Origin of the sequence: Streptomyces sp. NPDC002328, assembly GCF_042890065.1 — a bacterium.
In the GTDB taxonomy this organism is placed as follows: Bacteria; Actinomycetota; Actinomycetes; order Streptomycetales; family Streptomycetaceae; genus Streptomyces.
Map to the genome: position 1 here is coordinate 1 of NZ_JBIARQ010000030.1, position 13,139 is coordinate 13,139.

General features: G+C 69.8%; 14 protein-coding genes. 7 read left to right on the top strand and 7 right to left on the bottom strand.

Annotation, left to right across the window (positions count from 1 at the left end; all coding sequences use genetic code 11):
- Nucleotides 1-216: 216 nt before the first annotated feature.
- From ACFYX4_RS38305 to ACFYX4_RS38315, 3 genes are all read right to left on the bottom strand, one after another.
- Entirely contained in the window at nt 217-561 is a 345-nt protein-coding gene (locus ACFYX4_RS38305; RefSeq protein ID WP_389344075.1) for a hypothetical protein, read from the bottom strand.
- A gap of 50 nt (nt 562-611) precedes the next feature.
- The gene (locus ACFYX4_RS38310) at nt 612-1,598 is read right to left on the bottom strand and encodes an NAD(P)H-dependent flavin oxidoreductase (protein ID WP_389344077.1); all 987 of its coding nucleotides are present in this window, start codon (nt 1,596-1,598) and stop codon (nt 612-614) included.
- A gap of 295 nt (nt 1,599-1,893) precedes the next feature.
- Nucleotides 1,894-2,355 (bottom strand): DUF1348 family protein, encoded by a 462-nt coding sequence (locus ACFYX4_RS38315; protein WP_389344079.1) that lies wholly within the window; start codon nt 2,353-2,355, stop codon nt 1,894-1,896.
- An 86-nt stretch (nt 2,356-2,441) separates the two neighbouring features.
- Here ACFYX4_RS38315 and ACFYX4_RS38320 point away from each other — a divergent pair, with 86 nt between their 5' ends.
- Nucleotides 2,442-3,008, top strand: coding sequence for a TetR/AcrR family transcriptional regulator (locus tag ACFYX4_RS38320; RefSeq protein ID WP_389344081.1), 567 nt, complete (start codon nt 2,442-2,444; stop codon nt 3,006-3,008).
- A 41-nt stretch (nt 3,009-3,049) separates the two neighbouring features.
- On the opposite strand, the gene ACFYX4_RS38325 is transcribed toward ACFYX4_RS38320, so the two are convergent.
- From ACFYX4_RS38325 to ACFYX4_RS38340, 4 genes are all read right to left on the bottom strand, one after another.
- Nucleotides 3,050-3,961 carry a LysR substrate-binding domain-containing protein gene (locus ACFYX4_RS38325; protein WP_389344083.1) on the bottom strand — a complete coding sequence of 304 codons (912 nt, stop codon included), beginning with the start codon at nt 3,959-3,961 and terminating at the stop codon, nt 3,050-3,052.
- A 63-nt stretch (nt 3,962-4,024) separates the two neighbouring features.
- Nucleotides 4,025-4,429, bottom strand: coding sequence for a tautomerase family protein (locus tag ACFYX4_RS38330; protein ID WP_389344085.1), 405 nt, complete (start codon nt 4,427-4,429; stop codon nt 4,025-4,027).
- A gap of 47 nt (nt 4,430-4,476) precedes the next feature.
- The gene (locus ACFYX4_RS38335) at nt 4,477-5,292 is read right to left on the bottom strand and encodes an MBL fold metallo-hydrolase (RefSeq protein WP_389344087.1); all 816 of its coding nucleotides are present in this window, start codon (nt 5,290-5,292) and stop codon (nt 4,477-4,479) included.
- A 93-nt stretch (nt 5,293-5,385) separates the two neighbouring features.
- Nucleotides 5,386-6,237, bottom strand: a complete 852-nt coding sequence (locus tag ACFYX4_RS38340) for a LysR family transcriptional regulator (protein WP_389344089.1) — start codon at nt 6,235-6,237, stop codon at nt 5,386-5,388.
- Between the two features lie 133 nt (nt 6,238-6,370).
- Here ACFYX4_RS38340 and ACFYX4_RS38345 point away from each other — a divergent pair, with 133 nt between their 5' ends.
- The 6 genes from ACFYX4_RS38345 to ACFYX4_RS38370 all read left to right on the top strand — a co-directional run bounded on the left by ACFYX4_RS38345 (nt 6,371) and on the right by ACFYX4_RS38370 (nt 13,084).
- A complete protein-coding gene (locus ACFYX4_RS38345) occupies nt 6,371-7,558 on the top strand; it encodes a YbfB/YjiJ family MFS transporter (RefSeq protein ID WP_389344091.1) in 1,188 nt (395 codons plus the stop codon).
- Nucleotides 7,559-7,585: 27 nt separating this feature from the next.
- On the top strand, nt 7,586-8,614 hold the full coding sequence (locus ACFYX4_RS38350; protein WP_389344093.1) for a nitronate monooxygenase: 1,029 nt from the start codon (nt 7,586-7,588) through the stop codon (nt 8,612-8,614).
- A gap of 79 nt (nt 8,615-8,693) precedes the next feature.
- Complete coding sequence (locus ACFYX4_RS38355) at nt 8,694-8,927, top strand: hexameric tyrosine-coordinated heme protein (protein ID WP_389344095.1); 234 nt, start codon at nt 8,694-8,696, stop codon at nt 8,925-8,927.
- 233 nt (nt 8,928-9,160) lie between these two features.
- Nucleotides 9,161-10,450, top strand: coding sequence for an MFS transporter (locus ACFYX4_RS38360; RefSeq protein WP_389344097.1), 1,290 nt, complete (start codon nt 9,161-9,163; stop codon nt 10,448-10,450).
- Between the two features lie 52 nt (nt 10,451-10,502).
- Nucleotides 10,503-11,456 carry an alpha/beta hydrolase gene (locus ACFYX4_RS38365; RefSeq protein ID WP_389344100.1) on the top strand — a complete coding sequence of 318 codons (954 nt, stop codon included), beginning with the start codon at nt 10,503-10,505 and terminating at the stop codon, nt 11,454-11,456.
- A gap of 119 nt (nt 11,457-11,575) precedes the next feature.
- Nucleotides 11,576-13,084, top strand: a complete 1,509-nt coding sequence (locus ACFYX4_RS38370; RefSeq protein ID WP_389344102.1) for a CoA-acylating methylmalonate-semialdehyde dehydrogenase — start codon at nt 11,576-11,578, stop codon at nt 13,082-13,084.
- Nucleotides 13,085-13,139: the final 55 nt, after the last annotated feature.

A 13,139-nucleotide genomic window follows, 5' to 3' on the forward strand; every position in this document is an offset into this window, starting at 1 on the left:
GGGGGGGGGGGGGGGGGGGGGGGGGGGGGGGGGGGGGGGGGGGGGGGGGGGGGGGGGGGGGGGGGGGGGGGGGGGGGGGGGGGGGGGGGGGGGGCCGGGGGGGGGGGGGGGGGGGGGGGGGGGGGGGGGGGGGGGCGGCCCCCCCCCCCCGCGGGGGGGCCCCCCCCCCCCCCGCGGCAGCGCCCGCCGTGTCAGGGAGGCGGGCACCGGTCTGGATCACCCGGTGGGGGCGGGTTCGGGCGAGTCCGCCCGATCGGGCGTGCCGAGCAGGTTCCATACGGCCCGCACGAGCTTGTTGTCCCGGCCGCCGCGCAGCAGTACCAGGCTGACCACGGTGGACACGGCGGCCACGGCGATGGGATAGGCCAAGCCGGCGAGCTGGTTGCCGGTCGACGAGGTGAGCGAGAGCGCGATGAGCGGCATGAACCCGCCGAAGACACCCGCTCCCAGGTGGTACGACACCGACAGCCCGGTGTAGCGGATCCGGGGCGGGAACAGCTCGGTCAGGTAAGCGGCCGTCGGCGCGTACACCATGGCGCTGAACACGATTTGCAGCGTCACCGCCACGACGACCTGCGCCCAGGACCGGTGGGCGGTGCCAAGAGCCCGGATCAGCCGCCGACCGCGGCGGTCTGCGGAGCCCGTCTGGCGAGGCGGGCGGCGGCGTCCTGCGCCATCCTGCGCACCACTTCCCCGGCGGGCAGGATCTTCTGGATCAGGCCGACGCCCTCGCCGACGATCATGTTCGCGGTGTCGAAGTCCTGCTGTGCCACGGCGTCCTGGAACTCTGAGGCGGCCTCGGCCAATTGTGCGGCGAGTTCCGTCTCCCGCCCGTGCCAGCGGTCGATGAACCGGTTGCGCAGCACGCGTCCGTTGTACTCGACGGGCCACTCGTACCTGCGCACGATGTCGTAGACGCTGGTGCGGATGGTCTCGTCGCCGCCGGCGGCTACCGCTCGGGCGTGGGCGCGAGCGGAGACGACGGCTTCCCGCGTCGCCCAGAAACGGGTGCCGACGAGGACGCCGTCCGCGCCGAGGGCGAGCGCGCCGGCGAGGCCGCGACCGTCCGCCACTCCTCCCGCGCCCAGCAGAAGCGTGTCCGGGGAGCGGTCGGCGATCAGATCCGCGACATCGGGGACGAGGGTGAACGTCGAACGCGTTCCGACGCCGTGCCCACCGGCCTCGCCGCCCTGCGCGACGATGACGTCCGCTCCGGCGTCGAGAGCCTGGCGGGCCTGGTCGAGCGTGTGGATCTGACACAGCAGTGGTACGGCGGCGGCGCGGATCCGGTCGGCGAACGGGGTGGGGTCGCCGAAGGAGAGCATGACCGCGGCGGGCTGGTGCTCCAGGGCGCTGTCGAGCAGGCCGGGATGGCGGGCCAGGCTCCAGGTGATGAAGCCGCACCCCACCCGGGTGCCGGCCGCGGCGGCGAACTCCCGCTTCAGCCACTCTGCGTCGCCGTAGCCGCCGCCGATCAGGCCCAGTCCGCCCGCGGTGGTCACCGCGGTGGCGAGCCGGGCCCCGGAGACGAGGTCCATGGGGGCGAGCACGACGGGGTGCTCGATTCCGAAGGCGTGGGTAAGGCGCGTTGTCAGCAAGGCGAAGTCCTCTTCGTCCAGGCATCCGCTCATTGGTGCGAGGGCGGTGCGGCGTTAAGGGGACAGTAGGTTCGCCGAGATTTCATATCCAACGATTGCTTGCGATGGGAGCCATCACCGTCAGAGAACTTTCCGATGACCAACGGGCGGCCGTCGGGTGAATCGGTGCCGCGTTGACACCCTCGATGGGGCCGTTGCTGTACGGAAGGGTGAGGGGCAGGCGGGGGCGGCGTCTGCGCGGCCCTGGTGCCCGCGTTCCAGGTTCGTCTGTGCGCGGGGCCCCCGAGGGCGGGCGCTACTGGAGCGGGAAGTCGATCCCGTGTTCGTCCACCGGCCGAGGACCGTGAATGCGCCTGTCGGCTTCGGCGATGGCGACGTCGTTGATGCTCGCCTCGCGGCGCCGCATGAGGCCGCGCTCGTCGAACTCCCACAGTTCATTGCCGTAGCTGCGCCACCACTGGCCCGCCGTGTCATGCCACTCGTACTGGAAGCGGACGGCGATCCGGTTCTCGTGGAACCCCCAGAGGCCCTTGCGCAACGCGTAGCCCAGCTCCCGCTCCCACTTCCGCGTCAGGAAGGCGACGATCTCCTCGCGGCCGCTGACGAACGTGTCCCGGTTCCGCCACCTCGAGTCCGCGGTGTAGGCCAGTGCCACCCGCTGGGGATCGCGGGTGTTCCACGCATCCTCGGCGGCCTGGACCTTGTGCAGGGCGGTCTCCCGGGTGAACGGGGGATAGGGCGGGCGATCTTCCGGCACTGCGGTCTCCTCACATTGAGAACGTACGTTCTCCATTGGTCGGAACTAGGGTAGGGAACGATCGTTCTCAACGTCAAGGAGCACTGGTGCCGGCCCCGATCGCCGAGGAACAGAACCGCATGGACCGTGAAGCACTGCTCGACGCAGCAGAGAAGCTCTTTTATGGGCGAGGCATCCAAGCAGTCGGAATGGATGAGGTGCGCGCAGCATCAGGTCTGCCGCTGAAGCGGATTTACCGGTTCTTCGCGTCGAAGGAGGATCTCGTCGTGGCGATGCTCAAACGCCGCGACCAACGGTGGAGAGGAGACCTGGCCGCCCACGTGGAACAGGTACGGGATCCCCGCGAGCGGGTACTCGCGATCTTCGACTGGCTTGCCGAGTGGTTTGCACAGCCCGGTTTCCGCGGATGCGCCTGGATCAACGCGTACGGCGAACTCGGCTCGTCGTCCGAAGCGGTGGTGGCCGAAGCCCGGTCACACAAGCAGGCATTCCACGACCAGATCGCCATATGGGTCCGCGCCACCGGGGTGCCGGTGGTCGAACCAGTCTTCCTCCTCGCCGAAGGAGCCATCGTGACGGCCGGTATCAGTGGCGACCCGGCTCCAGCCCGTCATGCTCGCGCAGCCATCGCGACGTTGCTCGAGACACCTTGATCTCTCGGCCGCAGCGTCAACAACCCGCTGACCCGCATCACCTAGCCCGTGGCCGCGGAGGAGCCCCCGACCATCCGCAGGGCGGGCGGTGTCTGCTGGATGGCTCGCGCATGGGTGAGGAACCGTGTGAGGCCGGGCGACGGCGGTGTGTCGACGCGCTGGACGAAGACGGTCTGAGCCCGTGCCTCCTCCTCCGGTAGCTCGTGCACCCGCACCTGTTCGCGGGAGGCGTGCCGCTCGACAACAGCGGCGGGCAGCAAGGTGAGGCCCATGTCGGCCCCGACGCAGCCGAGGATGCCGTCCAGTGATCCGAATTCCATGCAGCGAACGCCGATGGCGCCCCGCGCCTCCAGGAGGCTCTCCAAACGCCTGCGGTAGGAGCAGCCGCTGCGGAAGACGAGAATCTTGGGGTCTCGCATGACGGCGTCCAGGTCCGTGACGCGGCGCGCGGTGACGAGGACGAGGCGTTCCTCGAACACCGGAGTCTCCACCAGGTCGGGCTGCCGCATCGGGCCATTGACCAGCGCGCCGTCCAGCCGATACTCCAGGACATCCCGGACCAGTTGCTCGGTCGGCCCGGTGATCAGCGAGAAGTCGACGCGCGGACAGTCCTCGGCGAAGGCCGCCAGCACGGTGGGAAGCCGCAGGCCCGCCGTGGTCTCCATGGACCCGATCCGCAGCGGACCGCACGGATCGGCCTCGTCGCCGATCACCTGCTGCGCCTCGTCGACGAGCCTGCTGATGCGCTCGGCATACGGCAGCAGCTGCTCGCCCGCGTTCGTCAGCGCCACGCCCCGCGCGTGCCGGCGGAACAGCGGGGCGCCCAGATGCTTCTCCAGAGCGTGGACGCGTGCGCTGACGTTCGACTGCACGGTGTGCAGTTCCTGAGCGGCCCTGGTGATGCCGTGCGTGCGCGCGACGGCCAGGAAGATCCGCAGGTCGGAGAGTTCCACGTCGACCTCCACATGGGCCCGTGGGCAGGAGCATACCTGCGGCCGGTCGTAGGGCGAATGGCGTCAGCGGCCGGGCACGGCCAGGTCGCCCTCGGTGTACTGGGCGCGACCGAAGCCGAACGACCAGTCCTGAGGGCCGTTTTCGACGATGCCGATGAAGACGTCCTCACCGCTGACGCCGAGTGGTTCAAGCTGTTCGGCGACGGCCTGGAAGAGGCGTTGCTTGACCTCGGTGGTACGTCCGGTCTGGGTGAAGATCTGGATCATCACCAGACGGTCGCTTCGCTCGAAGCCGAGGCCGGCGTCAAGGGCGATGACGTGGTCCGCGTCGTGCTCGGTGATGACCTGGAACCTGTCTCGCTCGGGGATGTCCAGTATGTTCACGAGCGCTCGGTGTGTCGCATCGGCGATTGCCCTCAGCTCGTCGGGACGGCGTCCACGGATGAGATCGATTCGTACGAATGGCATGTGTCGTTCCTTGCTCGTCTGTTCCCGGCGTGTGGTGGTGACGGTAGTCAGCGGCTCAGCCGCACCCACGTTCCATGGGGTGCGGCCCGCAGTACGGAGGACAGGCCGGCCTCGTGGAAGGCCAGCTCGATCTCCGACAGTCCCTCGGTGAAGTGGGCCCAGGCGTCGTAGTGGGCCGGGATGACCGTGTCGGCGCCGAGGACGGCCGCTGCGGCGGCGGAGGCACGGCTGTCCAGTGAGAGGGGGCGTCCGTCGAACTTCGCCGCGACGCGTGCCGCGCCCACGTGCAGGACGGCCGCGTCGATGTCGGGCACCCGGCGGGAGATCTCCGCGACCGTGCGTATCGAGGCGTTGTCGCCGCTGACATACACAGTGGGCAGTCCCTGCCCGGACAGCACAAACCCGATCACCTCGCAGTTGACGTTCCCGTCGGCGTCGCGCTCGCCGTCCTCGGGGCCGTGGACCGCGGGGACCGCCAGGACGGTCAGGTCGCCGCCGCCGTCCGTGCGGGGCACGGAGTGGCTGGTCCACGGTGCGAGGCCGACGGCCGGGGCGCCGAGCCGTCCGGCGGCCAGAGGGCCGGTGAGTACCAGCGGGGCGGCCTTCGCGAAGGCACGGCCGCGCTCGTCGAGGTTGTCGGGATGCGTGTCGTGGCTGACCAGAACGAGGTCGACCCGGCCCACGCCGTCTTCGTCGACGGCGGTGCTCGCCGTCTTGGTGAGGTACCCGTGCGGGCCCGCGTCGTCGAAGGTCGGATCGCTGACGATGCGCAGTCCACCAAGGTCGATCACGGCCGTGGGGCCGCCCAGGACGGTGATCGCGGATTCTTGTCGGGGCAGACCTGCGATGCGGGTTTCGCTCATGCCCTCGACGCTAGTGACTTCCCACGTCCGGCAGAAATGCCTGTTGTGGCCCGTCTATGTGCTTCAGGCATAGATCCGGCTGGCGGGGCCCGATCACTGTCGGGTGGCGGGAACCGCGGCCTCCAGGAACCGGCGGATCAGCGTTCGCCGGGCGTCGGGGAAGTGGACGAGGCTGACCGGACTCGGCGGTGCGTCGATGAGGGGCACGAAGCGCACGGCGGGGTGCGGGGATCGGCGCAGCGCGACTTCGGGGACGATGCCGATGCCGCGATTGGCGGCCACCGTCTCCAGCCATTCGTCGTAGTTGGTCGTTTCGATGATCCGGTCGGGGCGTTGGTCCACCGGCCACGACCAGGGGCCGGTCGTGCCGCTGACGGTGTTGACGACCAGGGTCCAGTGCTGGACGTCCGTCCAGTCCAGATGGTCGAAACGGGTCAGGTCGGAGTGCTCGGAGCACACGGCTATGCGCGGCTCGTCGAACAGGTGCACTGTTCGCGCCCCTCGTGGCGTGTCGATCTCGCCCCGTACCACCGCGATGTCGAGCGTGCGCTGACGCAGCGCCAAGAGCGGGTCGTCGGTCCGGGTCAGGGCGACGGTCGCTCCCGTGGTCTCTTCGAAGCGGCTGACGGTCTGCTGTGTCCAGGGGTCGGGCAGCAGCCAGCTGAAGCCGAGCCGCAGGGTGATGCGGTGGCTGACGACGGCGAGGGCTTGATCGAGGGTCGCGAGAACCCGCTCCACGTGAAGAAGGAACTCCGCGCCGGTATCGGTCAGTTCGACGTGCCGGGAGGACCGGTCGACCAGACGGACGCTCAGATTGCCCTCCAGTTGCGCGATCGTTCGGCTCAGCGCCGGCTGTGTGATCAGCAGTTCCTCGGCGGCACGGGAGAACGAGAGATGGTGGGCCACCGATGCGAAGGCCCGCAGGTGACGCAGTTCGACGTCCATGCTCGGCGCACCCCTTCCCGGCAACCATGCCTGCCGCGCATAGAGGCACCCTAACCGGCATTTCACAGCGCGACACGCGAGTGCCTAGCGTCAAAGGCGGCCAGAGAACGCCACCAGGAAGGTGCCCAGGACCGTGCAGCCATCAGCCCCGACCCGTCCGCGAACACGGTCTCCTTGGACGATCGTGGCCCAGGGAGCGGCCGCACTCGCCGCGGGACAGGGGATCGGCCGGTTCGTCTACACCCCCGTCCTTCCCCTCATGCACACCCAGGCCGGCCTCTCCTCCGGGCTCGGGGCCGACCTGGCGACCGCGAACTTCATCGGCTATCTCGCAGGTGCCCTGGCCGGCATCGCCGTACCCGCCCTCGTACGGTCGACCGCAGTTCTGCGCAGTTCCTTCGTCGTGCTCGTGGCGACGCTGGCACTCATGCCGGTCACTCGCGACGGCAGCGTCTGGTTCCTGCTGCGCCTCGTGGCCGGCGCGGCCAGCGCGCTGATCTTCGTGATCGCCGTCAGCGCGATGCTCTCCGGCCTTCGCGAGCACGCCCACCACCTGGTCGGCTGGGCCTTCGGCGGAGTCGGTGCCGGAATCGCCCTGTCCGGCCTGCTGGTCGTCGTCGTGCAGGCCGCGTCCACCTGGCAGGCCGCATGGTGGACCTGCGCCGCCCTGTCCGGCCTGCTCGCCGCGATGGCCTGGCCCCTGGCCTCGCAGCCGGAACCCAAGAGTTCCCAGGCGGCCGGACGGACCGAACGACCCCGCACTCACCGATGGTTCGTGGCCCTGCTCACCAGCTACACCTTCGAGGGCATCGGCTACATCATCGCCGGCACCTTCCTCGTCGCCGCGATCCAGCAGGGCGTCCCGGGCCGGCTCGGCTCCGGGGCCTGGATCGTGGTCGGCCTCGCCGCACTGCCCTCCTGCGCGCTGTGGACCCGGCTGGCCGGCCGCTGGTCCCGGCCGGCCCTGCTGCTCACCTCGCTGACCATCCAGGCCATCGGCATCGCCGCGCCGGCGCTGCTGGGCGGTGCCACGCCGGCACTCGTGTCCGCCGTGCTGTTCGGCGCCACCTTCATGGGCGTCTGCACGATCACCCTGTCCATCGGCGCCCACCTTCAAGTGCCGAAGGCGGTGGCCCTGTTGACGGCCGGATACAGCGTCGGACAGATCCTCGGTCCGCTGCTCGCCGCCCCGTTGCTCAGCCACGGCTACCACCAGGCGCTCCTGCTGGGCAGCGCGCTGGTCGTCGTCTCCGCTGTCGCGGCGGCCGCCGTCTGCATCCGCTTCCCGCACCACCTCGGGCCCGTGGCCCCGGCGGCCTGACACACATACCTTTCAGGAGGAGTTGTCGTGAGCACGCTGCTCTCCGACCTCGGAGCAGACCTTCCCCTCATCGCGGCGCCGATGGCCGGAGGGCCCAGCACCCCCGCGCTGGTCACCGCTGCGGCCCGGGCGGGCGGCCTGGGCTTCCTGGCCGGCGGGTACAAGACCGCTCAGGCACTGGCCGGCCAGATCCACACCACCCGTGCGGAAGGCGTCGCGTTCGGCGTCAACCTGTTCGTGCCCAACCCGGTTCCCGCCCCCCGGGAGGCGTACCGGCGCTACGCGCGGCAGATACAGACGGAGGCCGACCGCTACGGCCTCACGCTCCCCGAGATTCCTGTCGAGGACGACGACCACTGGACGGACAAGATCGACCTGCTCACCTCGTCTCCCGTCCCCTGGGTGTCCTTCACGTTCGGCATCCCGGACCGCGTGGTCGTCACCGCCCTGCGCAGGGCCGGGAGCACCGTTCTGCAGTGCGTCACCTCGGCCGACGAGGCCCGTCGAGCGGCCGACGCCGGTGCCGACGCCGCCATCGTGCAGGCACCGGCCGCCGGCGGACACTCGGCCACGCTCACCCCCGAGCGGCTCCCCGAACAGGTCTCGTTGCCCGACCTGATCGCGGGCGTCCGCCGCGCCGTCGCCCTGCCCGTCATCGCCACCGGCGGAATCACCACGGGCATCGACGTGGCGGGCGCGCTGGGTGCGGGAGCGCAAGCCGCCATGGTGGGCACTGCCCTGCTGCGCACGCAGGAGAGCGGCGCGTCCGCACCGCACAAAGCGGCCCTGGTAGACCCGGCCTTCCCCGCCACCGTCGTCACCCGCGCCTTCACAGGGCGCCCCGCGCGCGCCCTGCGCAACCACTTCACCGACCGGTACGACCCGATCGCCCCGGGCGGGTACCCCGCCCTCCACCACCTCACAGGCCCACTGCGCAAGGCGGCCACCGCCGCCGACGACACCCGGCTGATCCATCTGTGGGCCGGGACCGGGCACCGACAGGCGAAGGCCGAGTCCGCCGCCGACACCTTCGCGCGGCTGGCTGACCAGCTATGAGTCCCAGGACGGGCACACATCGCCGTGTGCCCCGCATCAGGATGATCCAGAAAAACCGTCACCATCACGGAGGTATGACATGGCCACTGAACTGGTCCCCGGCAACACCCTGATCACCGCCTCTCCCCAGGACGGCCGCGAACTCGCCATCAAGATGGCCCGACTGGTCATCAAGGCAACGCAGCCCGACGGCACGGTGCGCGAGCATTTGCGCCCCGAGTACGCGCAGGACGCGGACTCGCTCATCTCCATCGCCCACGTGGTCGCGGTGGAGTTCGCGACGATCGCAGCAGCGAACGACTACTGGCGCTGACCGAGCGCCGCAGGCCCGCGCACGTGCGCGCTGAGGCTGTAGGCCGCCAGGGTGGATCCCACCTCGAAGGTTCTCTGCCAGCGATGGCCGCCATCACAACCAATCGTTGGATCTGAAATCTCGGCGGGCCTACAGTCTCCGCAACGCCCGCGCCCTCGACCGACAGCCACCGGGGCGAACGCGCAATTCCCGGCACTTACGCATCCCGGTGCGAGAACGAAGATTGGCACGACATGACTGCGTCCCCCATCTCGCCGCAGCCGCTGGCCGAGTCCCGCACAGCGCCCTCCGACAATGAGCACCCCCCGGTAGGGAAGTCGTTCATCTTCGCGTTCGCGTTCGCCTACGCGGGATTCTGGATCGCCTGCCTGACTCCGGGCACGGTGTCGCTGGCCCTCAAGGTCCAGGCGCTGGTCGGTGCCAAGGACGCCGCGAGCACCCTGAGCGCCATCGTCGGCGTGGGTGTTCTTCTGCCGCTGGTGCTGATGCCCGTCGTGGGGCGGCTGAGCGACCGGACGACGGCACGCATCGGTATGCGACGTCCGTATCTGCTCGTCGGCGCGGCCGGAGTCGTCGCGCTCGGAGCGGTCATGGGGCTCGCTCCGAACGTGCCCGTGCTGCTGACCGCGTTCGCGCTGTACAGCGTCGCGGCGAACCTGATCGGCACGCCGCTGCTCGCGGTCATCGCTGACCGCGTGCCAGTGCAGCAGCGTGGCCTCGTGTCGGGTCTGGTCGGTCTCACCCTTCCGCTGGCGGTGATCGGCGGTACGTTCATCGTCCAGGCCGTCGCCACCGACACGCTGCTGATGTTCCTGCTGCCGCCGCTCATCGCGGCCGTGAGCGTCCTGGTCTTCATCGCCCTGGTCAAGGACCGCCGGCTGTCCAAGGACGCCCCCAAGCCGAAACTGTCGGTGCGCGAGATCGCGGAGACCTTCTGGGTCAACCCGGTCCGGCACCCTGACTTCGCGTGGGTCTGGCTAGGCCGGCTCCTGTTCGTGGTCGGTTACGGCTTCCTGACCACCTACCAGGCGTTCTTCCTGCTCAACCAGCTCGGTTCCAGCCAGAACGAGGTGCCGCGGCAGATCTTCGTCGCGAGTCTGGTGCTGTCGATCACCACGATCCTCACCAGCGTCACCGGCGGGAAGCTGTCGGACCGCCTCGGCCGCCGAAAGGCTTTCGTGCTGGCCTCCGCGGCGATATACGGCGTCGCGCTGATCATCGCGTCGCTGGTCACGGGGTTCAACGGTTACCTCGTCGCGATGGCCGTCGCGGGCATCGGCTACGGGGCTTTCCTCGCCGTCGACCTCGCACTGGTCACCGACGTCCTTCCGGACCCGGCGAACGCGGGCAAGGACATGGCGGTCTTCAACATGTCCAGCACGCTCGCCAACGCCCTCGCCCCCGCGACGGCCCCGTTCGTCCTCCTCCTGGGAGGCGGGTCCTACGCCATGCTGTTCGCCGTCGCCGGCGGTGTCGCCATCCTCGGCGGCCTCGTGATCCTTCCGGTACGGCGCGTCCGCTGACGCCCGCCCACGGCGCCGCCCCCCTCACGCATCTCCAAGGCGAAGGACACCCATGCCGATCGACCCCGACCTGGAGCCGCTTCTGCCCTTCGGACACCCCCCGAAGGTCATCGAAGACCCGGAGCTCTTCCGGACGCAGATGAACCAGAACAACGACGAAGCCTTCGATGCTTTCGGACGCCCCGGCCCCAGCGTCGCCGAGCGCCGAATCCTGAGCATCGATTCGGCCGGCGGGCGCGTGCAGGCGATCCTGTACCGGCCGGCCACCCCGGGACCTCATCCGGTCCACATCTTCCTGCACGGCGGAGGATGGGTGATCAACAGCGCGTTCTCGAAGGACTCGGAGGCAGTCAGCCGCCGTCGCAGCGTGCACGCGGACTGCATCGTGATCTCCGTCGACTACCGCAAGGCACCCGAGCACCCCTTTCCGGCGCCCGTGCACGACGTCATATCGGTCATCAACTGGGTCAACGACAACAGTGCCGAGATCGGCGCGCTCCCCGGTGCGATCACCGTCGGCGGCCAGTCGTCGGGCGCCGACATCGCCGCCGGAGCGACGCTCTTGCTGCGCGACCAGGGGCGGGACGACATCGTCCATCAGCTCCTGGAGGTGCCCGTCCTGGACCTGACCCACAGCCGCCCCAGGGAAGAGGGTGACGAACTACCGCTTTCGATGACCGACGTACGCACGTTCTGCGCGCTCTACCTCGCGGACAGCGGCAATGCCGATGACCCGATCGCCTCCCCTCTCCTGGCCGCAGACCTCACGGGGCTCCCCCCGGCGTACATCGCGGTAGCCGAGTACGACGTACTGCGCGGTGATGGCGAGTGGTACGCGCAGCGACTGGACGACGCGAAAGTCCCTGTCGAGCTGTATCTGGGGGAGGGGCACGTCCACATGTCCCCGTCCATGACCGGGCTGCTGGCTTCGGCGCGGGCATGGCAGGAGGCGTCGACGGCGGCGCTGCGGACGGCCAACTCGCGGTTGCGCGACGCGAGTCGGTGAACGTACGGCGACCGGGCGGCACCTCGTCTCTGACCTCCCGACCTGGAAGCGTCCACGCCCCGAGCCTCCCGGGAGTCGACAGTCCACGGCTGATTCCCCATCCCTCTGAGGAGCCACACATGACCACCACGGCAACGCACATCGACCACTACATCGACGGCCGCCTGGACGACCGCGCGGCTCAGGACCGCAGTGAGGTGTACAACCCGGCGACCGGCCAGGTGACCGGCCTCGTCGCCCTGGCGACGGCCACGGACGTGGACGCGGCGGTACAGGCCGCCACCGAGGCGTTCGAGACCTGGTCCCTCACTCCGCCGCACATCCGGGCCCGCATCCTGTTCCGGTTCCGGGACCTGGTGGAACGGGAGGCGGACCGGCTGGCCGCGATCATCACGTCCGAGCACGGCAAGGTGCTCGACGACGCCAAGGGCGAGATCATCCGCGGCCTCGAGGTCGTCGAGTTCGCCTGCGGCATCCCCCAGCAGCTGAAGGGCGAGTTCTCCGAGAACGTGGCCCGCGCCGTGGACGCGGTCTCCCTGCGCCAGCCGCTCGGCGTGGTCGCGGGCATCTCACCGTTCAACTTCCCCGCCATGGTGCCGATGTGGATGTTCCCCGTCGCGCTCGCCTGCGGGAACACCTTCGTGATGAAACCGTCGGAGAAGGACCCCACCCTCAGCGTCGAGCTCGCCAAGCTGCTCACCGAGGCCGGACTGCCCAAGGGCGTCTTCAACGTCGTACACGGCGACAAGACCGCGGTGGACGCCCTCCTCGCGCACGACGACATCGAGGCCGTCAGCTTTGTCGGCTCCACGCCCATCGCCGAGTACGTCCACCGGACGGCCACGGCGAACGGCAAGCGCGTCCAGGCACTCGGCGGCGCCAAGAACCACATGGTCGTCATGCCCGACGCCGACCTCGACCAGGCCGTCGCCGCACTGATGGGCGCCGCCTACGGCTCGGCCGGCGAGAGGTGCATGGCGATCTCGGTCGCCGTCCCCGTCGGCGAGGACACCGCCGACGCCCTGCGCGAGCGCATCGTCGCGGCCCTCGCCGACCTCAAGATCGGCCCCGGCACCGAGCAGGGAGTCCAGATGGGCCCCCTGGTCACCAAGGTCCACCGCGACAAGGTGGCCGGCTACCTCGACGTGGGCACCGAGGAAGGCGCCGAACTGGTCGTCGACGGCCGCCGGACCGCGCTCCCCGGACACGAGGGCGGGTTCTTCCTTGGCGGCTCCCTCTTGGACCACGTCACCGCGGACATGCGGATCTACCGGGAGGAGATCTTCGGCCCGGTGCTCGCGATGGTGCGTGCCCAGTCGTTCACCGAGGCGCTGACGCTGGTCAACGACCACGAGTTCGGCAACGGCACGGCGATCTTCACCGCTGACGGCCACACCGCCCGCACCTACGTGGCCAAGGTCAAGGCCGGCATGGTCGGCGTCAACGTGCCCATCCCGGTCCCCATGGCCTTCCACTCCTTCGGAGGCTGGAAGCGATCCCTGTTCGGCGACCATCACATCCACGGCCCTGAAGGGGTGCGCTTCTACACCCGCTACAAGACCGCCACCACCCGTTGGCCCGACGACAGCCAGGTTCGCGCCGACTTCGCGATGCCGACTCACAGCTGAGTCTTCACGTACCACCGATGTCGTCGGCCGAAGGGGCGATATCGGTGGTGGTTCC